This window comes from Microbispora corallina, assembly GCF_016863035.1.
Taxonomy (GTDB): domain Bacteria; phylum Actinomycetota; class Actinomycetes; order Streptosporangiales; family Streptosporangiaceae; genus Microbispora; species Microbispora corallina.
This window is the reverse complement of sequence record NZ_BOOC01000001.1, coordinates 94,500-115,132: the sequence shown is the minus strand read 5'-3', so window position 1 is coordinate 115,132 and position 20,633 is coordinate 94,500. Positions and strand designations below refer to the sequence as shown.

General features: G+C 72.2%; 16 protein-coding genes and 1 tRNA gene. 10 read left to right on the top strand and 7 right to left on the bottom strand.

Features of this window, described 5'->3' with window-relative positions; translation table 11 throughout:
* Nucleotides 1-10: 10 nt before the first annotated feature.
* On the bottom strand, nucleotides 11-1,297 hold the full coding sequence (locus Mco01_RS00530; protein ID WP_239103233.1) for a bis-aminopropyl spermidine synthase family protein: 1,287 nt from the start codon (nucleotides 1,295-1,297) through the stop codon (nucleotides 11-13).
* A gap of 428 nt (nucleotides 1,298-1,725) precedes the next feature.
* Here Mco01_RS00530 and gltB point away from each other — a divergent pair, with 428 nt between their 5' ends.
* The 4 genes from gltB (at nucleotide 1,726) to Mco01_RS00510 (ending at nucleotide 10,089) form a co-directional block, all read left to right on the top strand.
* Nucleotides 1,726-6,252 (top strand): glutamate synthase large subunit, encoded by a 4,527-nt coding sequence (gene gltB / locus Mco01_RS00525; protein WP_204054928.1) that lies wholly within the window; start codon nucleotides 1,726-1,728, stop codon nucleotides 6,250-6,252.
* Nucleotides 6,253-6,267: 15 nt separating this feature from the next.
* Entirely contained in the window at nucleotides 6,268-7,752 is a 1,485-nt protein-coding gene (locus Mco01_RS00520; protein WP_204054927.1) for a glutamate synthase subunit beta, read from the top strand.
* Nucleotides 7,753-7,904: 152 nt separating this feature from the next.
* A complete protein-coding gene (locus tag Mco01_RS00515) occupies nucleotides 7,905-9,587 on the top strand; it encodes a S8 family peptidase (RefSeq protein ID WP_239103232.1) in 1,683 nt (560 codons plus the stop codon).
* Nucleotides 9,588-9,675: 88 nt separating this feature from the next.
* Complete coding sequence (locus Mco01_RS00510) at nucleotides 9,676-10,089, top strand: DUF2784 domain-containing protein (RefSeq protein WP_204054925.1); 414 nt, start codon at nucleotides 9,676-9,678, stop codon at nucleotides 10,087-10,089.
* On the opposite strand, the gene Mco01_RS00505 is transcribed toward Mco01_RS00510, so the two are convergent.
* Nucleotides 10,016-10,762, bottom strand: coding sequence for a hypothetical protein (locus tag Mco01_RS00505; RefSeq protein ID WP_204054924.1), 747 nt, complete (start codon nucleotides 10,760-10,762; stop codon nucleotides 10,016-10,018). The genes Mco01_RS00510 and Mco01_RS00505 overlap by 74 nt on opposite strands.
* Before the next feature lie 210 nt (nucleotides 10,763-10,972).
* Between Mco01_RS00505 and pyk the strand changes: the two genes are divergently transcribed.
* The 3 genes from pyk to Mco01_RS00490 all read left to right on the top strand — a co-directional run bounded on the left by pyk (nucleotide 10,973) and on the right by Mco01_RS00490 (nucleotide 16,189).
* The gene (gene pyk, locus Mco01_RS00500; protein WP_036321283.1) at nucleotides 10,973-12,403 is read left to right on the top strand and encodes a pyruvate kinase; all 1,431 of its coding nucleotides are present in this window, start codon (nucleotides 10,973-10,975) and stop codon (nucleotides 12,401-12,403) included.
* A 199-nt stretch (nucleotides 12,404-12,602) separates the two neighbouring features.
* Complete coding sequence (locus tag Mco01_RS00495; protein ID WP_204054923.1) at nucleotides 12,603-14,378, top strand: ABC transporter ATP-binding protein; 1,776 nt, start codon at nucleotides 12,603-12,605, stop codon at nucleotides 14,376-14,378.
* The gene (locus Mco01_RS00490; RefSeq protein WP_204054922.1) at nucleotides 14,375-16,189 is read left to right on the top strand and encodes an ABC transporter ATP-binding protein; all 1,815 of its coding nucleotides are present in this window, start codon (nucleotides 14,375-14,377) and stop codon (nucleotides 16,187-16,189) included. The genes Mco01_RS00495 and Mco01_RS00490 overlap by 4 nt, the downstream gene beginning before the upstream one ends.
* A gap of 27 nt (nucleotides 16,190-16,216) precedes the next feature.
* Here Mco01_RS00490 and Mco01_RS00485 read toward each other — a convergent pair whose 3' ends face one another.
* Nucleotides 16,217-16,360, bottom strand: a complete 144-nt coding sequence (locus tag Mco01_RS00485) for a hypothetical protein (RefSeq protein WP_204054921.1) — start codon at nucleotides 16,358-16,360, stop codon at nucleotides 16,217-16,219.
* 44 nt (nucleotides 16,361-16,404) lie between these two features.
* Between Mco01_RS00485 and Mco01_RS00480 the strand changes: the two genes are divergently transcribed.
* Nucleotides 16,405-16,581 (top strand): helix-turn-helix domain-containing protein, encoded by a 177-nt coding sequence (locus tag Mco01_RS00480; protein ID WP_239103266.1) that lies wholly within the window; start codon nucleotides 16,405-16,407, stop codon nucleotides 16,579-16,581.
* Nucleotides 16,582-16,716: 135 nt separating this feature from the next.
* On the opposite strand, the gene Mco01_RS40045 is transcribed toward Mco01_RS00480, so the two are convergent.
* The 3 genes from Mco01_RS40045 to Mco01_RS00470 all read right to left on the bottom strand — a co-directional run bounded on the left by Mco01_RS40045 (nucleotide 16,717) and on the right by Mco01_RS00470 (nucleotide 17,617).
* On the bottom strand, nucleotides 16,717-16,968 hold the full coding sequence (locus tag Mco01_RS40045; RefSeq protein ID WP_307825536.1) for a hypothetical protein: 252 nt from the start codon (nucleotides 16,966-16,968) through the stop codon (nucleotides 16,717-16,719).
* A gap of 33 nt (nucleotides 16,969-17,001) precedes the next feature.
* Nucleotides 17,002-17,487 carry a helix-turn-helix domain-containing protein gene (locus tag Mco01_RS40040; RefSeq protein ID WP_307825535.1) on the bottom strand — a complete coding sequence of 162 codons (486 nt, stop codon included), beginning with the start codon at nucleotides 17,485-17,487 and terminating at the stop codon, nucleotides 17,002-17,004.
* A 56-nt stretch (nucleotides 17,488-17,543) separates the two neighbouring features.
* Nucleotides 17,544-17,617, bottom strand: a tRNA-Leu gene (locus Mco01_RS00470).
* Between the two features lie 118 nt (nucleotides 17,618-17,735).
* On the opposite strand from Mco01_RS00470, the gene Mco01_RS00465 reads away from it, so the two are divergent.
* Both Mco01_RS00465 and Mco01_RS00460 read left to right on the top strand, forming a co-directional pair.
* A complete protein-coding gene (locus tag Mco01_RS00465) occupies nucleotides 17,736-18,332 on the top strand; it encodes an ANTAR domain-containing response regulator (protein WP_269750553.1) in 597 nt (198 codons plus the stop codon).
* Between the two features lie 311 nt (nucleotides 18,333-18,643).
* Complete coding sequence (locus Mco01_RS00460; protein ID WP_204054920.1) at nucleotides 18,644-19,939, top strand: ABC transporter substrate-binding protein; 1,296 nt, start codon at nucleotides 18,644-18,646, stop codon at nucleotides 19,937-19,939.
* A gap of 73 nt (nucleotides 19,940-20,012) precedes the next feature.
* On the opposite strand, the gene Mco01_RS00455 is transcribed toward Mco01_RS00460, so the two are convergent.
* A complete protein-coding gene (locus tag Mco01_RS00455; RefSeq protein WP_204054919.1) occupies nucleotides 20,013-20,510 on the bottom strand; it encodes a hypothetical protein in 498 nt (165 codons plus the stop codon).
* Nucleotides 20,511-20,633: the final 123 nt, after the last annotated feature.

Genomic DNA, 20,633 nt, shown 5'->3' with positions numbered 1-20,633 from the left:
CCCGGCCGTGTCAGGCCGGGGGGCGCAGGGTGCAGGCGACGGCGGCGGGGAGGCCGGCGAGGCGGTGCAGGGGGAGCTCCAGCGGGGAGACGTCGCCGGCCCACGGCGCGACCTCCTCGACGGCGGCCCTGGCCTGCCTCTTCGTGAGCCCGGCGGCCTCGGTCAGCCCCTCCCGCCAGGCGTTGGCGACCTTTCCGTGGGCGTTGTCCAGGATCCGCCGGACGACGCGCTCGGCCGGGCCGTCCGGGAGCGGGAGCCGTACGGCGTCGATCACCTGGCCCTCCGCGGTGAGGTCGTACACGGGCGTCAGCGGCGCGGGCGGCCCGACCGGCGCGGACAGCACGACCCGCACGCGGCGCGCCCGCGTGGCGAGCAGCAGGCGCGGCAGCGCGGCCTCCAGCCCGGCAGGGACGGCGACCGCCACCCGTTCGGGGTCGGCGGCGTACGGCTTGGCCAGCCAGGTGGCGAGGCGGACCCGGGGCACCGAGGGCAGCACCTCGCGCGGCCAGTCGCCCACGAGCAGGCCCGGAGCGAACGCCGCCAGGTCGCCCGGCTCCTGCGCCGACGGCGCCGACGGCGCAGGAGCCGGGGCGGCCTCCACGGCCTGCGGCCCCTGCGTGTAGATGGCGGTGGCGAGCCGGTCGAGGCGGGCGGCCACGGACGGCCAGGTCTTCGTGGTGGGCCGCAGCACGTACAGGTCGGCCGCGCTCCCGATCGCCTCCGCCCCGTGGTAGCGGTTGAAGTTCGGGAAGATCGCCTCGTTCAGCAGGTTGAGGTCGGACAGCGCCTTCTGCACCTTGAGCGCGAGCATCGGCGTGCGCTCGGAGGCGCCGTACGCCAGCAGGATGCGGCCCTCGTCCCGGTCGCGCAGCCCCTCGGCGGCGCGGGCGGCGAACAGCCCGACCCCCTCCGGCGTGTACGGCGGGTCGGTCACCGCGAGGTCGGCCCAGCCGCGCAGCGACACCGGGAGGCCGAGCCGCAGGTCGGCCCAGCGGGTGCGGACGCCGAGGTCCTGCTCGTCGATGTAGGCGAGGATCCGGTCGTCGATGTCGGCCACCGCCACCTCGACCTCGGGGTGGACCATGCGGACGGCCAGTGAGGTGAGGTCGTGGTCGCCCACGCAGAGCAGCCGGGCGCCGGGCAGCCAGAAGCGCCGGCCGAGCAGCAGGGCCCGCCGCAGGACGGTCTCGGCCGTGGCGGAGACGTGGTCGAGCGCCGACCGCCCGCGCGGGGCCCGGGCGATCAGGGACTCCAGCCGGTCGAGGACGTCGGCGTATCGGGGGACCAGGCCGGCCACCGGATTCCCTAGATCCGAAATATCCTCTTGGATGGGGGTGTTATAGCGTTTAGCCTGATCGGTAGGGATTCGGACGCGGTCGCCGCTACGCTCAAGGGGGAGCGCACGCAGCAGCGCCTCGACCGATCGCCGCGACGTCGCGGTCTCCCGCACCAGGTCGGGCAGGGTCCACCAGCGACCGTCGCCGAGAAGCGCCAGAGCTTCCCGGAGGCGGAGGCCGTCCACCCCGGCCTTGGCCAACACGTCGTCGATCGCCTCACCAACCGCCATGCGGCAACTGTATCCATGGTGTTAACCAGTGAAGGTTCGCGAAGTGGACCGGGGGGGCACTATTCCGGCAGGGTGCGGTAATCTCTACTCACCACAACCGCAGCAGGGCCAACGTCGTCCCTCTGTTACGCGCAGACGATGACGACGGGAGTGACTACATGCCTGCTGCCCGCCTTGGCCTTCACAGGGGCCTGCCGCGGCCCCAGGGACTCTACGACCCCGCCAACGAGCACGACGCCTGTGGCGTGGCCATGGTGGCCGACGTCGCCGGCCGCCGGAGCTACGACATCATCGCCAAGGCGCTGACGGCGCTGCGTAACCTCGACCACCGCGGCGCGAGCGGGAGCGAGCCCGACACCGGCGACGGCGCGGGCATCCTCACCCAGATCCCCGACGCCTTCTTCCGCGCGGTCGTCGACTTCCCCCTGCCGCCCGAGGGCTCGTACGCCGCGGGCACCGCGTTCCTCCCGCTCGACGAGGAGGCCAGGGAGGCCGCCGTCCGCCTGATCGAGGAGATCGCGGCCGAGGAGAACGTCACGGTCCTCGGCTGGCGCGACCTCCCGGTCGACGCCGGCCTGCCCGGCGCGAGCGCGCGGGCCGTCATGCCGTTCTTCCGGCAGCTGTTCGTCTCCTCGCCCGGCGGCGAGACCGGGGTCGACCTCGACCGGATCATCTTCGGCTTCCGCAAGCGCGCCGAGCACGAGGCCGACGTCTACTTCGCCTCGCTGTCGTCGCGGACGATCGTCTACAAGGGCATGCTGACCTCGCTGCAGGTCGAGCCGTTCTTCCCCGACCTGAGCGACGAGCGCTACGTCACCGCGATCGCGCTGGTGCACTCCCGGTTCTCCACCAACACGTTCCCCTCGTGGCCGCTGGCCCACCCGTACCGGTACGTCGCGCACAACGGCGAGATCAACACCGTCCGCGGCAACCGCAACTGGATGCGGGCCCGCGAGGCCATGCTGGCCACCGGCCTGATCCCCGGCGACCTGGAGCGCCTGTTCCCGATCTGCGACCCGGACGGGTCGGACACCGCGTCGTTCGACGAGACGCTGGAGCTGCTCCACCTCGGCGGCCGGTCGCTCCCGCACGCCGTGCTGATGATGATCCCGGAGGCGTGGGAGAACCACACCGAGATGGACCCCGCCCGCCGGGCGTTCTACGAGTTCCACTCGACGCTGATGGAGGCCTGGGACGGCCCGGCGTCGATCACGTTCTCCGACGGCACGCTGGTCGGCGCCGTCCTCGACCGCAACGGGCTGCGGCCCGGCCGGTTCTGGGTGACCGACGACGGCCTGGTCGTGCTCGCCTCCGAGGCGGGTGTGCTGTCCGACATCCCGCAGGAGAAGGTCGTCCGCAAGGGCCGCCTCCAGCCGGGCCGGATGTTCCTGGTCGACACCTCCCGCGGCAAGATCATCGAGGACGACGAGATCAAGGCGGAGCTCGCCGCGGCCCTGCCGTACGGCGAGTGGCTGCACGCGGGCCTGGTCCGCTTCGAGGAGCTGCCCGAGCGCGAGCACGAGCACCCGACGCACGAGGCCCTGGTCAAGCGGCAGCAGACCTTCGGCTACACCGAGGAGGAGCTGCGGGTCATCCTCGCGCCGATGGCGAAGAACGCGGCCGAGCCGATCGGCTCGATGGGCACCGACACGCCCGTGGCCGTGCTGAGCGAGCGGCCCCGGCTGCTGTTCGACTACTTCAGCCAGCTGTTCGCGCAGGTCACCAACCCGCCGCTGGACGCCATCCGCGAGGAGCTCGTCACCTCCCTGCAGTCGACGATCGGCCCCGAGGGCAACCTGCTCGAGCCCGGACCGGCCTCGTGCCGCCGGCTCGTGCTGCCGTACCCGGTGATCGACAACGACGAGCTGGCCAAGATCGTCCACATCAACGACGAGGGCGCGCTGCCCGGCTTCCAGCCGTACGTCGTGTCCGGCCTGTTCGACGTGGCCGGCGGCGGCGAGGCGCTGGTCGCCCGCCTGGAGGAGATCCGCCAGGAGGTGTCCCGAGCGATCGCGGACGGCGCGCGGATCATCGTGCTGTCCGACCGCGGCTCCTCGCGCGACCGGGCGCCGATCCCGTCGCTGCTGCTCACCGGCGCGGTGCACCACCACCTCATCCGGGAGAAGTCGCGTACCCGGGTCGGCCTCGTGATCGAGACCGGCGAGGCCCGCGAGTGCCACCACATGGCCCTGCTCATCGGGTACGGCGCCAGCGCGATCAACCCGTACCTCGCCCTGGAGACGGCCGAGGACATGATCGCCACCGGCGCGCTCGACCTGGAGCCGCGCAAGGCCGTCCGCAACCTCATCAAGGCGTACGGCAAGGGCGTCCTGAAGGTCATGTCCAAGATGGGCGTGTCCACGGTCGCCTCGTACACGGGCGCGCAGATCTTCGAGGCGCTCGGCCTGGGTTCCGAGGTCGTCGACCAGTGCTTCACCGGCACGACCTCCCGGCTCGGCGGCGTCGGCTTCGACGTGCTGGCCCGTGAGGCGATCGAACGGCACCAGCGGGCCTACCCGCGGGCCGAGAACCCGCACCGCCGGCTGGAGGTCGGCGGCGAGTACCAGTGGCGCCGCGAGGGCGAGCCGCACCTGTTCAACCCGGTGACGGTCTTCAAGCTGCAGCACTCGACCCGCACCCGCCGGTACGAGATCTTCAAGGAGTACACCTCGCTCGTCGACGGGCAGTCCGAGCGGCTGATGACGCTGCGCGGCCTGTTCCGGCTGCGCCCGGGCGGCCCGCCGGTCCCGATCGAGGAGGTCGAGCCGGTCGAGTCGATCGTGAAGCGGTTCTCCACCGGCGCCATGTCGTACGGGTCGATCTCGATGGAGGCGCACGAGACGCTGGCCATCGCGATGAACCGCCTCGGCGGCAAGTCGAACACGGGCGAGGGCGGCGAGGACCCCGAGCGGCTCTACGACCCGGAGCGGCGCAGCGCGATCAAGCAGGTGGCCTCCGGCCGGTTCGGCGTGACCAGCGAGTACCTCGTCAACGCCGACGATCTGCAGATCAAGATGGCCCAGGGCGCCAAGCCCGGCGAGGGCGGCCAGCTGCCCGGCCACAAGGTGTACCCGTGGATCGCCAAGACCCGGCACTCGACGCCCGGCGTCGGCCTCATCTCGCCGCCGCCTCACCACGACATCTACTCGATCGAGGACCTGGCCCAGCTCATCCACGACCTGAAGAACTCCAACCCGCGCGCCCGCGTCCACGTGAAGCTGGTCGCCGAGGTCGGGGTCGGGACCGTGGCCGCGGGCGTCAGCAAGGCCCACGCCGACGTCGTGCTGATCTCCGGGCACGACGGCGGCACCGGCGCCTCCCCGCTGACCTCGGTCAAGCACGCGGGCGCCCCCTGGGAGCTCGGCCTGGCCGAGACCCAGCAGACGCTGCTGCTCAACGGCCTGCGGGACCGGATCGTCGTGCAGGCGGACGGCCAGCTCAAGACCGGCCGCGACGTCGTCATCGCGGCGCTGCTCGGCGCGGAGGAGTACGGCTTCGCGACCGCCCCGCTGGTGGTGTCCGGCTGCGTCATGATGCGCGTCTGCCACCTCGACACCTGCCCGGTGGGCGTCGCGACGCAGAACCCCGAGCTGCGCAAGCGGTTCAGCGGCCGGCCCGAGTTCGTGGTCAACTTCTTCGAGTTCATCGCGCAGGAGGTCAGGGAGTACCTGGCCGAGCTCGGCTACCGCTCGCTGGAGGAGGTCATCGGCCGCGCCGACCTGCTCGACACCGACCGGGCGGTCGAGCACTGGAAGGCCGCCGGCCTCGACCTCACGCCGATCCTCCACCAGCCGGAGCTGCCCGAGGGCACGCCGCGCCACAAGGTGGTCGAGCAGGACCACGGCCTCGACAGGGCCCTGGACAACACGCTCATCCAGCTCGCCGAGGGCGCCCTGCAGTTCGGCGACCAGGTCACGCTTGAGCTGCCCATCCGCAACGTCAACCGCACGGTCGGCACCATGCTCGGCCACGAGGTGACCCGGCGGTACGGCGGCGCGGGCCTGCCCGACGACACGATCGACGTGTCGTTCACCGGCTCGGCCGGCAACTCGTTCGGCGCGTTCGTGCCGCGCGGGGTCACGCTGCGGCTGACCGGCGACGCCAACGACTACCTCGGCAAGGGCTTGTCGGGCGGCCGCCTGGTCGTGCGGCCGCACCCCGACGCCCCGTTCGCCGCGGAGACGCAGGTGATCTCGGGCAACGTCGGCCTGTACGGCGCCACCTCCGGGGAGGTGTTCGTCCGCGGCGTCGTGGGCGAGCGGTTCTGCGTCCGCAACTCGGGCGCCACCGCCGTCGTGGAGGGCGTGGGCGACCACGGCTGCGAGTACATGACCGGCGGCCGCGCGGTCGTGCTCGGCCCCACCGGGCGCAACTTCGCGGCCGGCATGTCGGGCGGCGTCGCGTACGTGCTCGACCTGCGGCCCGAGCGGGTCAACCGCGAGATGGTCGAGATCGAGGCGCTCACCGAGGACGACGCCGAGTTCCTCCACGAGATCGTGGACCGGCACCTCACCGAGACGGGCTCGACGGTCGCCAAGGCGCTGCTCGCCGAGTGGGACGCCGCGCTCGCCAGGTTCGCCAAGGTCATGCCGTCGGACTACAAGCGGGTCCTGCTGGCGCGGGCCGCCGCCGAGGCCGAGGGCCGGGACATCGACGAGGCGGTCATGGCCGCCGCGCACGGATAAGAGGGGGGTACACCGATGGCCGACCCGAAGGGGTTCCTGGCACACGGGCGCGAGCTGCCGGCACGCCGTCCCGTCGACGTGCGCATCCGCGACTGGCGGGAGGTCTACGAGGACTTCCCGCGACCGGCGCTGACCAGGCAGGCGGCCCGCTGCATGGACTGCGGCATCCCGTTCTGCCACAACGGCTGCCCGCTCGGGAACCTCATCCCCGAGTGGAACGACCTCGTCTACCGCGACGACTGGCGCGAGGCGATCGAGCGGCTGCACGCCACCAACAACTTCCCCGAGTTCACCGGCCGCCTGTGCCCGGCTCCGTGCGAGTCGGCCTGCGTCCTCGGGATCAACGCCGACCCCGTCGCGATCAAGCGGGTCGAAGTCGAGATCATCGACCGCGCCTTCGCCGAGGGCTGGGTGGCCCCGCAGCCGCCCGCCGTCAGGACGGGCCGCCGCGTCGCCGTGGTGGGCTCGGGCCCGGCCGGTCTGGCCGCCGCCCAGCAGCTCACCCGGGCCGGTCACGACGTCGTCGTGTTCGAGCGGGCCGACCGGATCGGCGGCCTCCTGCGGTACGGCATCCCCGAGTTCAAGATGGAGAAGCGGCACGTCGACCGGCGCCTGGCCCAGATGGAGGCCGAGGGCACCGAGTTCCGCACCTCTGTGAACGTCGGGGTGGACGTCACGGTGGCGCAGCTCCGCGAGGAGTTCGACGCCGTCGTGCTCGCGGGCGGCGCCACCGCCTGGCGCGACCTGCCGGTGCCCGGCCGCGAGCTCAAGGGCGTCCACCAGGCCATGGAGTACCTCCCGCTGGCCAACCGGGTGCAGCAGGGCGACCTGGCCGAGCCTGCGATCTCGGCCGAGGGCAAGCACGTCGTCGTGATCGGCGGCGGCGACACCGGCGCCGACTGCATCGGCACGGCGATCCGCCAGGGCGCGCTGACCGTGACCCAGCTGGAGATCATGCCGAGGCCGCCGGAGTCCCGCCCGGACGCCCAGCCGTGGCCGACGTACCCGATGCTGTTCAAGATGGAGAGCGCCCACGAGGAGCTGGAGGCCGGGGGAGGCGACCGGGTCTACGCGGTCTCCACCACCGAGTTCGTCGGCGACGAGGAGGGCAACGTCCGGGCGCTGCGCCTGGTCGAGGTCGAGGGCCCGGCGAACGGGTTCCGGCCGATCCCGGGCACCGAGCGGGAGATCCCCGCCGGTCTCGTCACGCTCGCCATGGGCTTCCTGGGCCCGGAGAGGGGCCCGCTGCTCGACGGCCTCGCGGCGCTGGCCGGCGACCCGGCCGCGTTCTTCGACCCGCGGGGCAACGTGGCCCGCGGGAAGTCCTACGAGACGGCGGTCGAGGGCGTCTTCGCCGCCGGCGACATGGGCCGCGGGCAGTCGCTGATCGTGTGGGCCATCGCCGAGGGGCGTTCGGCCGCGGCCGCCGTGGACCGGTACCTGTCCGGCCGCACGGCCCTGCCCGTCGCCATCCCCCCGACCGCCCGCCCGCTGGTGTGACGGGCGCGTGATCTGAACGCCGGTCGCCGCGGCGGAAGGGGACCCCGCCGCGGCGATAGTGGCACAAATCGGGAATATCCGAATTTGGGTGGTTGGGTTGCGCGCGCGACCCGGCCCCCTGAAAGATGCTGATCCCGGATCGAGGAGGATCGTTGAACGTACGGGGGCGGCTCACGGGGGCGGCCGCGGCGCTCGCGCTGCTGGCCGGAGTCGGCGGCGTGGCCGCCACGGGGGCCGGGTCACGGAGCCCGGCCGGACCTCTGCGCGACTACCTGGTGTTCTACGCCGACGGCGCCCGGGCCGCCGCCACGCGCGACGTGATAGCCGCCGGAGGTGTGGTGGAGGGCCGGGACGACCGTCTCGGCTACCTCATCGTCAGGGCCGGCTCGCCCGACCGCCTCGGCGCCTCCTCCTCGGTCGTGGGCGTCACCGCCGACCGCGCGATCGGCAGGGCCGCCGACGACACCGCCGCCGGGGCCGCCGGGGCCGCCGCGCCGGCGGGCGGCGCGTCGAGCGTGGCGAGGGGCACGTCCGGAGCGGAGACCGCCCGCCGGGCCCGGGCCGGCGACCCGCTGTCGGACCGGCAGTGGGACATGCGGATGATCGGCGCCACCCCGTCCGGCTCGTACGCCACGGCCAGGGGGAGCCACAAGGTCCTGGTCGGCATCATCGACACCGGCGTGGACGGGCGCCACCCCGACATCGCGCCCAACTTCAACCGCGCGCTCAGCCGCAACTTCGTCACCGACACCCCGAACGACCCCAACGGAAAGAAGCTCGACGGCCCCTGCGAGCACGCGGGCTGCAAGGACCCGGCCGACGAGGACGACGACGGCCACGGCACCCACGTCGCCAGCACGATCGGCTCCCCGATCAACGGGATCGGCGTGAGCGGGGTCGCCCCCGGCGTGTCGCTGGTCAACCTCCGGGCCGGCACCGACTCCGGCTTCTTCTTCCTCAAGCCGACCATGGACGCCCTGACGTACGCCGCCGACGTGGGCGTGGACGTGGTCAACATGAGCTTCTACGTCGACCCCTGGACGTACAACTGCCCGAACAACCCGCAGGACTCGCGGGCGGCCCGGCTGGAGCAGCGGGCCATCCTCGAGGGCATGCGCCGGGCCGTGAACTACGCCCGGGCGCGCGGGGTCACGCTGATCAGCGCGATCGGCAACAGCGGCCACGATCTCGGCAAGCCGACGAAGGACACCGCCAGCCCCGACTATCCGCCCGGCTCCGAGCGGCTGCGGACCATCGACAACTCGTGCATCGACGTCCCGGCCGAGCTCCCCGGCGTGATCTCGGTGTCGTCCGTCGGCCCGAGCGGGCGCAAGGCCGGCTACTCCGACTACGGGACCGAGCAGACCGACATCGCTGCGCCCGGAGGCGACGTCTTCGACGGCGGCACCGCCCTGCGGGGCGAGAGCAGGCAGATCCTGGCCGCCGCGCCGGAGGCGGCGCTGCGGGCCCAGGGCCTGATCGACAAGTCGGGCCGGCCCAAGACCTCCGCCGTCGTGCGCGACTGCCACGGCGGCAGGTGCGCCTACTACCAGTACATGGAGGGCACCTCGATGGCCGCGCCGCACGTCACCGGCGTCGCGGCGATCATCATCAGCCGTTTCGGCAAGCCCGGCAAGGGCGGGCTCTACATGGACCCCCGCCGGGTCGAGAAGCTGCTGTACGCCACGGCCGTCCCGAAGGCCTGCCCGTCCCCCCGCCTCTACCAGTACGGCGGCGCCGACGGCGGCCAGCTCTGCGAGGGCGGCACGGCGAAGAACGGCTTCTTCGGCCACGGCGTGGCCAGCGCCTCGAAGGCGGCCTCGCTCACCCCCTGACCGCGCCGCCTGAGTAGCACAATGAGTACGCGGGCGGATGCCCGCGGGCCGGGAGCCGATCTACCTTCGGGGGCGCGGAGGGCAGATCATGATCTATCAGCTCGTGTGGCAGGCCACGATGGCGTCGCACTTCCTCGTCATCGCGTACATCGGCCTGGGCGGCTTCCTCGCGTGGCGGTGGCCGCGGCTCATCTGGCCGCACCTCGCGGCGTGCGCGTGGGCGCTCGTGCAGCTCACCGGCCTCGTGGAGTGCCCGCTGACGGCCCTGGAGAACTGGGGGCGCCGCGCCGCGGGGGAGCGCGGCCTCGCGCCGGGCGGCTTCATCGACACCTACATCACGGGCGTGGTCTACCCGAGGGAGTACCTCACGCAGGCGCGCGCCGGCGTGGTCGTCCTCATCCTGCTGTCGTGGGCGGGCGTCGCCGTGGTCACCCGACGCCGCAGGTCTTCTCCGCGTACGACAGGAACGTCGCCTGGACCGGCGGCGGGGGCGTCGCGATGAGCCAGTGCTCCTGCCCGCTGCCCACCGTGGCCCAGACGGGGAACAGGTAGGCCTTCTTCGCCTCGGCGAACGCGTGCGGGTCGCAGCGGGCCGGGGTGATCTCGACCGGGATCTCCAGGCGGGTCGTCCCGGGCGGCAGCACGACCACGGGCCGGCGCCGCCCCGACAGCGGCCTGAGGTTGAAGTGCGTGGTGTTCCCGAGGTCGTCCACGGACAGGCTGTCCTCGCCGCCCTTCCTGCTGACCAGGAGCGTGCCGTGCAGGGTCTTGCCGACGTGGGCCCAGGCGTCCTCGAACGTCACGTCCACCGACTGGCGCAGGATGTACGCCCCGCACTCGTTGGCGACGAGCATGGCGAGGGTGGGGTCGGGGTGCGGCACCGGGAACCGGGCCAGGCGCACCGGGCCGTTCCCGACCTGGACGTGGGCGACCACCGTCGCCGGCTTGACCGGAGGGATTTTCACGGGGTCGCAGCGCGCCGCGCCGTACGGGATCCGCAGGTCGGTGCGCGGCGTCCGCCCGAGCGTGCTGTCCACCCGCTCGGGCGGCAGGGTCTTCAGGGAGTCGGTGACGAGCTGGACGTCCACGAACCGGACCGGGGTGGTGGTGTCGTTGCGGACGGAGATCTCCACGGCGTGCGCGGGGTCGTCGTTGCGCCACTGGTTGAGCGTCACGGAAACGCCCTTCGGGGGCGCTTCGGACTGGGTAGCCTGTCCACCGCAGGCGGCCACGGTGAGCAGCGCTGTTATCGCGCCCAATGTGCGGGTACGTCCCATGGCTGGCAAGGCTAGGCCATGGGCGTGATCGCGTGAAGAGTCTGAACATTAGGCGACAGCTGTGGGCGCCGTCACATCAAGTGGTCTGTACCAATTAGGGTAGGGCATGTGAGTCGTCGAGCAAAGATCGTCTGTACCCTGGGACCCGCCACCTCCTCTCCGGAGCGCCTCCGCGAGCTCATCACGGCCGGCATGAACGTGGCGCGTTTCAACCTGTCCCACGGCAGCCACGAGCTGCACAAGGAGATCCTCGACCGGGTCAGGGCCGCGGCCGACGAGCTGGGGTGCGCCGTCGGCGTCCTCGCCGACCTGCAGGGTCCCAAGATCCGGGTCGGCCGCTTCGCCTCCGGGCCGGTGCGGCTCGGCTACGGGGACGTGTTCACGATCACCACGGAGGACGTGCCGGGCGACCGCGACCTGGTCTCCACCACGTACGAGGGCCTGCCGGGCGACGTCAGCCCGGGCGACACGATCCTCGTCGACGACGGCCGCCTCAACCTCGAGGTGACCGCGGTCGAGGGCCCCCGCGTCGTGACCCGCGTGGTCATCGGCGGCATGATCTCCGACAACAAGGGCCTGAACCTGCCGGGCGTGGCCGTCACCGCCCCCGCCCTCACCGACAAGGACGAGGCCGACCTGCGCTGGGCGCTGCGGAGCGGCTTCGACATGATCGCCCTGTCGTTCGTCCGCTCGCCCGGCGACGCCGCGCTCGTCCGGGGGATCATGGAGGAGGAGGGCGTCCACCTGCCGCTCCTCGCCAAGATCGAGAAGCCGCAGGCGGTGGAGTGCCTCGAGGAGATCGTCGACGCCTTCGACGGCGTGATGGTCGCCCGCGGCGACCTCGGCGTGGAGCTCCCGCTGGAGCAGGTGCCGATCGTCCAGCGCCGCATCATCGAGCTGTGCCGTGAGAAGGCGCACCCGGTCATCGTGGCCACCCAGATGCTCGACTCGATGATGAGCGCCCCCCGGCCCACCCGCGCCGAGGCGTCCGACGTGGCCTACGCCGTGATGGACGGCGCCGACGCCGTGATGCTGTCCGGCGAGACCTCGGTCGGCACCTACCCGATCGAGTCGGTGTCCACCATGGCCCGCATCGCGGTCGCCGCCGAGGGCACGACCCTCCAGGCCAAGCACACGCTGGACCGCCTGCCGGAGACCACGGGCGGCGCCATCGCCCGCGCGGCCGCCGAGGTCGGCGCGATCGTCAAGGCCAAGGCCCTGGTGGCGTTCACCATGTCCGGCGAGACCGCCCGGCGGCTGGCGCGCTACCGCTCGCCGATCCCGCTGCTGGCGTTCACGTCCAACCCCAAGGTGCGCGGCCAGCTCGCGCTCACCTGGGGCGTCGAGACCTTCGAGGTGCCGTTCGTGCACCACACCGACGACATGGTCCGCCAGGTCGAGGCCTCGCTGCTTTCCCTCGGGGTGTGCGAGAAGGGCGACAAGGTCGTCATCGTGGCCGGTTCCCCGCCCGGGAACATGGGCTCCACCAACGCCCTGCGCGTGCACACCATCGGCTCCGCGGTGGCCCACCCCCGCTAGGCCCGCCCGTCACGGCCCGTACGGCCCGGCTCCGCGCCGGGCGTGCGGGCCTTCGTGCGCTTCGGGGGCGGGCGCGGCCGGCTGGAGCACCGGGAGCCGCCGGAAAACCGGTTGATGGAGTGCGGCGCGCTGACCGAGCATGGGCAGATCGAGTCGTCCGATCGTGTCCGACCGCCCGGTGAGGAGCGCTGCGCCGACGATGGCAGACCCGTCAGGTCCCCCCGCCGGCCGCGGCTCGTGGCGCTCGCTGTGGCGGCTGCGCTCCTACCTGCGGCCGTACGTACCGGCGCTGGTCGTCTCCTGGGTGGCCGCCCTGCTCGGCATCGCGGCGGGCACCGTGATCCCGCTGGTCGGCAAGGAGATCGTCGACGGCCCGGTGACCCACGGGGACCGCGGGGCGCTGCTCCCGCTCGGCCTGCTCGCCCTCGGCCTGGGCGTCTCCGAGGCCGTGCTGATCTTCGTGCGCCGCTGGTCCCAGACCGGCCCCGTCCTCGGCCTGGAGACGGCCATCCGCGACGACCTGTACCGGCACCTGCAGCGCCTGCCGATGAGCTTCCACGGCGAGTGGCAGTCGGGTCAGCTGCTGTCGCGGGCCACCACGGACCTGTCCACGATCCGCCGCTTCCTCGGCTTCGGCGTGCTCTTCCTGATCATGAACATCCTGCAGCTCGCCGCGGTGACCGTGGTGCTGCTGCGGATGTACTGGCCGCTCGGGCTGCTCGTCGCGGCCTCGGCGGCGCCCGTGGTCGCGCTGTCCCTGCGGTTCGAGAGGCGCTACATCCGGATCTCCCGCACGGTGCAGGACCAGCAGGGCGACCTCGCGACGCTGGCGGAGGAGGCCGCGGTCGGCATCCGCACCGTCAAGGCCTTCGGCCGGCGGGCCCACGTGTACGACGGCTTCGACCGCACCGCCAGGGACATCCACCGCACGTCGCTGGAGAAGGTGCGCCTGGCCTCCCGGTTCTTCACGTTCCTGGAGGTCGTCCCCAACGTCACGCTCGCCATGGTGCTCCTGCTCGGCGCGGTCGCCGTCGGGGCCGGCGCGCTCACGCTCGGCACGCTGGTGGCGTTCACGACGCTCGTCCTCCAGCTGGTCTGGCCGGTGGCGTCGCTGGGCTACATCCTCGCCATGGGCCAGGAGGCGATGAGCTCGGCCGACCGGGTGGTCGAGGTGCTCGGCACGGTCCCGGACATCGTGGGCGGGAGCGCCGTCATCCCGCGCCCGCGCGGCCACGTCCGCTTCGAGGGCGCCGGGTTCCGCTTCCCCGGCGCAGAGCGGCCGGTGCTGCGCGACGTCTGGCTGGAGGTCCGCCCGGGGGAGACCGTCGCCGTGGTCGGCGCGACCGGCTCGGGCAAGACCACGCTGACCGCCCTGGTGCCCCGGCTGTGCGACGTGACCGACGGCCGCGTCACGATCGACGGCCACGACGTGCGCGACCTGTCGCTCACGTCGCTGCGCTCGGTCGTCGCCACCGCGTTCGAGGAGCCCACGCTGTTCTCGATGAGCGTCAGGGAGAACCTCGCGCTCGGCCACCGCGACGCCGGGGACGCCGAGATCCGGGAGGCCCTGGAGATCGCCCAGGCGACGTTCGCGTACGACCTGCCGTGGGGGCTCGACACCCGGATCGGCGAGCAGGGCATGTCGCTGTCGGGCGGCCAGCGGCAGCGGCTCGCGCTGGCCCGCGCTATCCTCGGCAAGCCGCGCGTCCTCGTGCTGGACGACACCCTGTCGGCCCTCGACGTGGAGACCGAGGCCCTCGTGGAGGAGGCGCTGCGCCGGGTGCTGGCCGACGCCACCGGCCTCGTCGTGGCCCACCGCGCCTCGACCGTGCTGCTGGCCGACCGGGTCGCGCTGCTGCGGGACGGCACGGTCAGCCACGTCGGCCGCCACGCCGACCTGCTGTCGGAGGTGCCGGAGTACCGCGCGCTGCTCGCCCAGGACGCCGACCTCGACCCCGAGCAGGCCGTCCGATGAGCGACTCCTGGCGCGGCGTGGCCGCCGAGAACCGCGACGACCTCTCCGAGAGCGTCTCCCTGCTGCTGCGGGCCCGCTCGCGCCGCCTGCTCGCCGGCCTGCTGCGGCCGCACCGGCGGGCCATCGCGGTGCTGACCGCCGTCATCGTCGTGTCGAACGCCGCCGGGCTGGCCATGCCGTACCTGGTGAAGACCGGCATCGACAGCGGGATCCCGCCGATGGCGCGCGGCGAGGGGCCGGGGCTGGCGCTCACGATCGTGGGCCTCGTCCTGCTCGCCGCGCTCACCCAGGCCCTGACCCGCCAGGCGTTCCTGTACATGGCGGGGCGGATCGGCCAGGACGTGCTGCTGGAGCTGCGCCGCCGGGTCTTCGACCACTTCCAGCGGCTGTCGCTGTCGTTCCACGAGAAGTACACCTCGGGACGGGTGATCTCCCGGCTCACCTCGGACGTCGAGGCCATCGCCGAGCTGCTCGACTCGGGCTTCGACGGCCTGGTGACGGCCGTGCTCACGCTCTGCGGCACGGCCGTCATGCTGCTCGTGCTCGACGTGCACCTGGGGCTGGTCGCTCTGGTCCCGCTGCCGGTGCTGATGCTGTTCACCCGGTGGTTCCGGCGCGAGTCGAGCGCCGCCTACCGCCGCACCCGTGAGGCCGTCGCGCTGGTCATCGTCCACTTCGTCGAGTCGATGACGGGCATCCGGGCCGTGCAGGCGTTCCGCAGGGAGCCGCGCAACCAGGAGATCTTCCAGCGCCTCAACGCCGACTACCGCGACGCGAACACCCGCGGCTCCCGCCTCGTCGCCGTGTTCATGCCCGGGATCAAGCTCATCGGCAACGTCACGGTCGCCGCCGTCCTGCTGTACGGCGGATGGCTCGCGCTCCGCGGCGAGGTGACGGTCGGCGTGCTGGCCGCGTTCCTGCTCTACCTGCGGCAGTTCTACGAGCCCATGCAGGAGATCTCCCAGTTCTACAACGCCCTGCAGTCGGCCGGGGCGGCCCTGGAGAAGCTTTCCGGCGTGCTGGAGGAGCGGCCCGGCGTCCCCGAGCCCGCGCGTCCCGTGCCGCTGCCCCGCGCCGCCGGCGGCCTGCGGTTCGAACGCGTGGAGTTCGCCTACGGCGCGGGCCCGCCGGTGCTCCCGGCCTTCGACCTGGAGATCCCCGCCGGGCAGACGGTGGCCGTCGTCGGCACGACCGGGGCCGGCAAGACGACGCTGGCCAAGCTCATCGCCCGGTTCTACGACCCCGTCGCGGGCCGCGTGCTCCTCGACGGGGTCGACCTGCGCGACCTCGACGAGGCCACGCTGCGCCGCCACGTCGTCATGGTCACCCAGGAGAACTTCCTGTTCAGCGGCACCGTCGAGGACAACGTGCGGTTCGGCAGGCCGGACGCCCCGATGGCGGCGGTCGCCGAGGCCGCCGAGGCCATCGGGGCGCACGGCTACATCGCGTCGCTCCCGCAGGGGTACGGCACGCAGGTGGGCAAGCGGGGCGGCCGGATGTCGGCGGGCCAGCGGCAGCTCGTCGCCTTCGCGCGGGCCTTCCTCGCCGACCCGGCCGTGCTCATCCTCGACGAGGCCACCAGCAGCCTCGACGTACCGAGCGAGCGGCTCGTCCAGCGGGCCCTGCGCACGGTCCTGGCGGACCGGACCGCGCTGATCATCGCCCACCGGCTGTCGACGGTGGAGATCGCCGACCGGGTGCTCGTGATGGAGGGCGGCCGCGTCGTCGAGGACGGCCCGCCGGACCGCCTGATCGCGGGCTCCGGCCGCTTCGCCCGCCTGCACCGGGCCTGGCTCGACAGCCTAGCCTGATCCGCCTCGCCCGCCGGGATCCGCGCCTCAGCCCACCGGGACGGGGTAGCCCTCGGCCAGGCCGGACACCGCCGCCGGACGGAAGATCACCGAGCCGCCGAGCGCGGTCTTGTCGGGCTTGACCACGTACGAAGCGCGGGACGACGGCTTGTCCACGGCGGTGAAGTCCATCGGCGTCCCGAGGCCGCCCTCGAAGCCCGACTGCGACGGCCTGGCTGCGCTGCGAGGGCTCGGCCGTCCGGGCCGCGGGGGAGCTCTACTGCCACCGCAACACCGTCTTCAACCCCGTCCGCCGGATCGAGCAGATGACCGGCCGGTCCCTGTCCCGCCCCCGCGACCTGGTCGAGCTGTCCCTCGCCCTCGACGCCGTCCGCCTCCACCCCGAGCCCTGAGCTCCTGGAAAACGCGTTTCGCCCCCCGCACCCCGCTGGAACCTCCGGCGGAGGCGACCCGGGCCCGGCGGCCGGCGTTGCCGGGCGCCGTCGAGACGACCCCCGTGCCCGCGCGGAAGCCGGCCGAGCCGGGGCTCAGTACTTCGGCCCCACGAACTCGTCGAGCCGCGCCACGGCCGCCCGCCGGGCCACCGAGATCTCGTTGCGTTTGTTGTGCCGCCAGTCGACCCCGAGCCGGTCGAGCGCGTCGCCGCACAGCCGCAGGATGTCCGCGGACTCGTTCTTGAACAGGTAACGCGGATACTCGTACCACTTGTCCTCGCCGCCCACCGGCCTGCGGACCCGGTTCGCCCCCCGGTAGCCGTCCGAGTGCATCAGCCCGCGCACGAGCGGCCCCGGTTGCTCCGCCGCGATCGCCTCCTACCAGTCCGCCAGCACGATCGCCCGCTCGTGCTTCTTTCCCGGCCCGTGCTGCGGGAACAGGCACGGCCAGTGCTTGGAGTAGCTGTTCACCTCGGTGCAGCCCTGCTTCTGCAGCACGCGCACCTTGTTCAGCGGCCGGACGGCCCTGATTGCCCGCACGCACTCGTCACGCAGTCCCGGCCATGAATCGGCGCACATTATCCGCAGCGACCAGACCCGCTTGGGCGCGTCGCCGACGGGGCTGATACAGCCATCGCCGAGATAGAGCCCGAGCAGGTAGGCGTAGGCCTCGGGAGGCTCAGGCGGCCCGGGGACGTCGCGGCATCGGGGACACGTGGCGTGCCGCAGGCTCTCCCGTCCCTGATTGTCCCGCCAGTCGGTGACGGCGGCGCGGGAGACGCCAAGACGGCGGCTGGTCTCACTGATTGTGAGCCCGGAGCCGAGAAGCAGGATCGCGCGCCGGCGCAAGGACGAGTCGTACACGCACCCATCGTGCCGACCGGCACTGACAGTTTCGCTGCGAGTACAAACAGTAAAAGTGCCCCGAGTGGGATTCGAACCCACACTGAATGGATTTTGAGGCCATCGACTCTGCCGATTGGTCTATCGGGGCTATTTCGGGATTTGTCCTATTTGCGAATGCTGGGAGCGTATGGACGATCTTCCCGTAGATCGGCTGCCACGGCCCCTCGCGTGGTCCTAATCTAGCGGACGTCGGTAACCTCTTGTGCGTGAGTACGCAGCGGCGAGTGGTGATCGCGGAAGACGAGGCCCTGATCCGCCTCGACCTGAAGGAGATGCTCGAAGAGGACGGCTACGCCGTGGTGGGCGAGGCCGGCGACGGCGAGACCGCGGTGAAGCTGGCCACGGAGCTACGGCCCGATCTCGTGATCCTCGACGTCAAGATGCCCGTGCTCGACGGGATCTCGGCGGCCGAGCGCATCGTCTCGGAACGGATCGCCCCCTGCCTCATCCTCACCGCGTTCTCGCAGCGCGACCTGGTCGAGCGGGCCAGGGACGCGGGGGCGATGGCCTACCTCGTCAAGCCGTTCACGAAGGGCGACCTGGTGCCGGCGATCGAGATGGCGGTGAGCCGCCACGAGGAGATCGCGGCGCTGGAGAAGGAGGTCTCCACCCTCTCCGAGCGGCTGGAGACGAGGAAGCTCGTGGAGCGGGCGAAGGGCCTGCTCATGGCCCAGCACGGGTGGACCGAGCCGCAGGCGTTCCGGTGGATCCAGAAGGCGTCCATGGACCGGCGTATGAGCATGCGGCAGGTGGCGCAGATCGTGGTCAGCGAGAACGCCGGCGAGGAGCGTCCCCCCGCCTGAGGCGAACCGTCCGCCCCGGTGCCGGCGGCCCCCCGCCCGAGTCGGGGGGCCCGGGGACGGGGTTCCCGGGGTCGCGGAGAGGGGGCCGGAGGGCCGTCTCACGCGCGCCCGGGAGGGCGGTGAAGGAAGAGGCCGCTGGTCAGGACGGGTGTGCGCACTTGGTTGAGGAGTTATTACGACTCCGCATCCAAGTGTGGACAGTTCTGACGCATGCCTGGTCGGAGGCCCCTTGGCCTATGTACCTTTCACCCATCGATCGGGACGGGTCGGCAGCGCTGACGTTTCCCGGGCCTGGATGAAGGAGATACTTCATGATCCGCATTGCCCCCCTTGGGCGGGCGCTGGCCGTCGCCGCGGCTGCCAGTCTCGCCCTCACGGCCTGTGGCGGTGGCGAGGAGAGCGCCGCGCCGGCGTCCTCGGCGCCGGCCGCCTCCTCTGCGCCTGCCGCTGCCGCCCAGGGCGACGGCACCCTCACCATCGGCACCCTGCTGCCGCAGACCGGCTCGCTCGCCTTCCTCGGCCCGCCGGAGTTCGCGGGCGTGAAGCTGGCGGTCAAGGAGATCAACGACGCGGGTGGCGTGCTCGGCAAGCCGGTGACCGAGATCGACACCGACTCGGGTGACACCTCGACCAACATTGCCTCCCAGTCGGTTGACAAGTTGCTGCAGCAGAAGGCCGACGTCATCGTGGGCGCCGCCTCCTCGTCCGTGTCGCTGTCGGTCATCGACAAGATCACTGGTGCGGGTGTGGTGCAGATCTCGCCGGCGAACACGTCGGACCAGTTCACCACGTACAACGACCACGGCCTGTACTTCCGCACGGCTCCGCCGGACGTTCTCCAGGGCCGCGTCCTCGGTGACCTGATCCTCGCGGACGGCAACGACACGGTCGGCATCCTCGCCCTGCAGGACGCGTACGGCACGGGTCTCGCCGACAACGTCCAGAAGGCGGTCGAGGGCGGCGGCGGCCAGGTCGTCGAGAAGGTCATCTACGACCCGAAGGCGGCCGACTACTCGGCGGACGTCGCGAAGATCAAGGAGGCGAACCCCAAGGCCGTCGCCCTGATCGGCTTCGACGAGACCAAGAAGATCGTTCCCGAGCTGGTGAAGCAGGGCCTGACCGCCGACAAGGTGAAGTACTACTTCGTCGACGGCAACCTGTCTAACTACGGCACGGGCAAGGACGGCTTCCCCAAGGGCACGCTCGACGGCGCGAAGGGCACCCAGCCGGGCGCCCAGGTGTCGGACGACTTCAAGGCCAAGCTCAAGTCGGTCGACCCGAACCTGAAGGACTTCAACTACGGCCCCGAGTCGTACGACGCGACGATCCTCACCGCGCTGGCGGCCATCGCGGCCAAGAGCGACGTCGGCAAGGACATCGCGGCGAAGCTGAAGGACGTCTCCTCGGGCGGCGAGAAGTGCAAGGACTTCAAGTCCTGCGCCGACCTGCTGAACGCGGGCAAGGACATCGACTTCGACGGCGCGTCCGGTCCGATCGAGTTCAACGACGCCGGTGACCCGGCCGAGGCCACGATCGGCGTCTACCAGTACGGCGCCGACAACACCAACAAGAACATCGCCTTCAACACCGGCAAGATCGCCGGCTGACCTGAAGCCGCCTGAGGGCCCGGTCCGCGACGGACCGGGCCCTCTCGCGTGTCCGGGCGCCGCGCCGGGTCTGTCAGGACGTGCCGCCGTGGCAGGCGCCGGTGACGACGCCGGAGGCCGAGCGGTAGCGGCGCAGCAGGGACGGCCGGACGGCGCCGGGGGTGTCGGCCCGGGACAGGACCTCGGCGACCCGGTCGATCGTCTCGGTGGCCGCGACGGTGGACGCCGGCAGGTGGGGGCCGTACATGGCGAGCGTGCCGCGCAGGTAGCCGAAGCGGCCGCGGACGTCGCCGTCCCAGTGCTGGGCGTCCTCCTGGCCGGACGGCAGCAGCGAGAGCCCGAGGTAGCCGATGGCGGACAGCACGCGGGCGCAGGCGTCGTCGCCGGCCCGGGCGCCGGTGACGTACACGGCGCCGTCGGCGCCGGGGGAGCCGGAGGAGCCGGAGGAGGCGGAGGAGCGGAGGCCGGTCGCCGATGCGGAGGGCGGGCCGGCGGCGGGGCCCTGGCAGGCGGTGAGGCCCGCGACGAGCGTTGTGACCGCCAGAGCCGCCACGAGGGGGGTTCGCGTCATACGGCCCATTGTGGCCGCGTCTGTGGACGTCTGTCGTCGTCTGTCGTCGATGTGGTCGGCGAACGGTCACAACCGCCGAAGGCCCCGGCGGACGCGGGGTCCGCCGGGGCCTTCGGGGTCGTT

Coding starts and splice junctions, on each gene's coding strand:
- Mco01_RS00485 (WP_204054921.1), bottom strand. CDS start 16,360: ATGGACTTCACCGCCGTGGACAAGCCGTCGTCCCGCGCTTCGTACGTG.
- Mco01_RS00510 (WP_204054925.1), top strand. CDS start 9,676: ATGATCTATCAGCTCGTGTGGCAGGCCACGATGGCGTCGCACTTCCTC.
- Mco01_RS00490 (WP_204054922.1), top strand. CDS start 14,375: ATGAGCGACTCCTGGCGCGGCGTGGCCGCCGAGAACCGCGACGACCTC.
- Mco01_RS00520 (WP_204054927.1), top strand. CDS start 6,268: ATGGCCGACCCGAAGGGGTTCCTGGCACACGGGCGCGAGCTGCCGGCA.
- Mco01_RS00495 (WP_204054923.1), top strand. CDS start 12,603: ATGGCAGACCCGTCAGGTCCCCCCGCCGGCCGCGGCTCGTGGCGCTCG.
- gltB (WP_204054928.1), top strand. CDS start 1,726: ATGCCTGCTGCCCGCCTTGGCCTTCACAGGGGCCTGCCGCGGCCCCAG.
- Mco01_RS00460 (WP_204054920.1), top strand. CDS start 18,644: ATGATCCGCATTGCCCCCCTTGGGCGGGCGCTGGCCGTCGCCGCGGCT.
- Mco01_RS00455 (WP_204054919.1), bottom strand. CDS start 20,510: ATGACGCGAACCCCCCTCGTGGCGGCTCTGGCGGTCACAACGCTCGTC.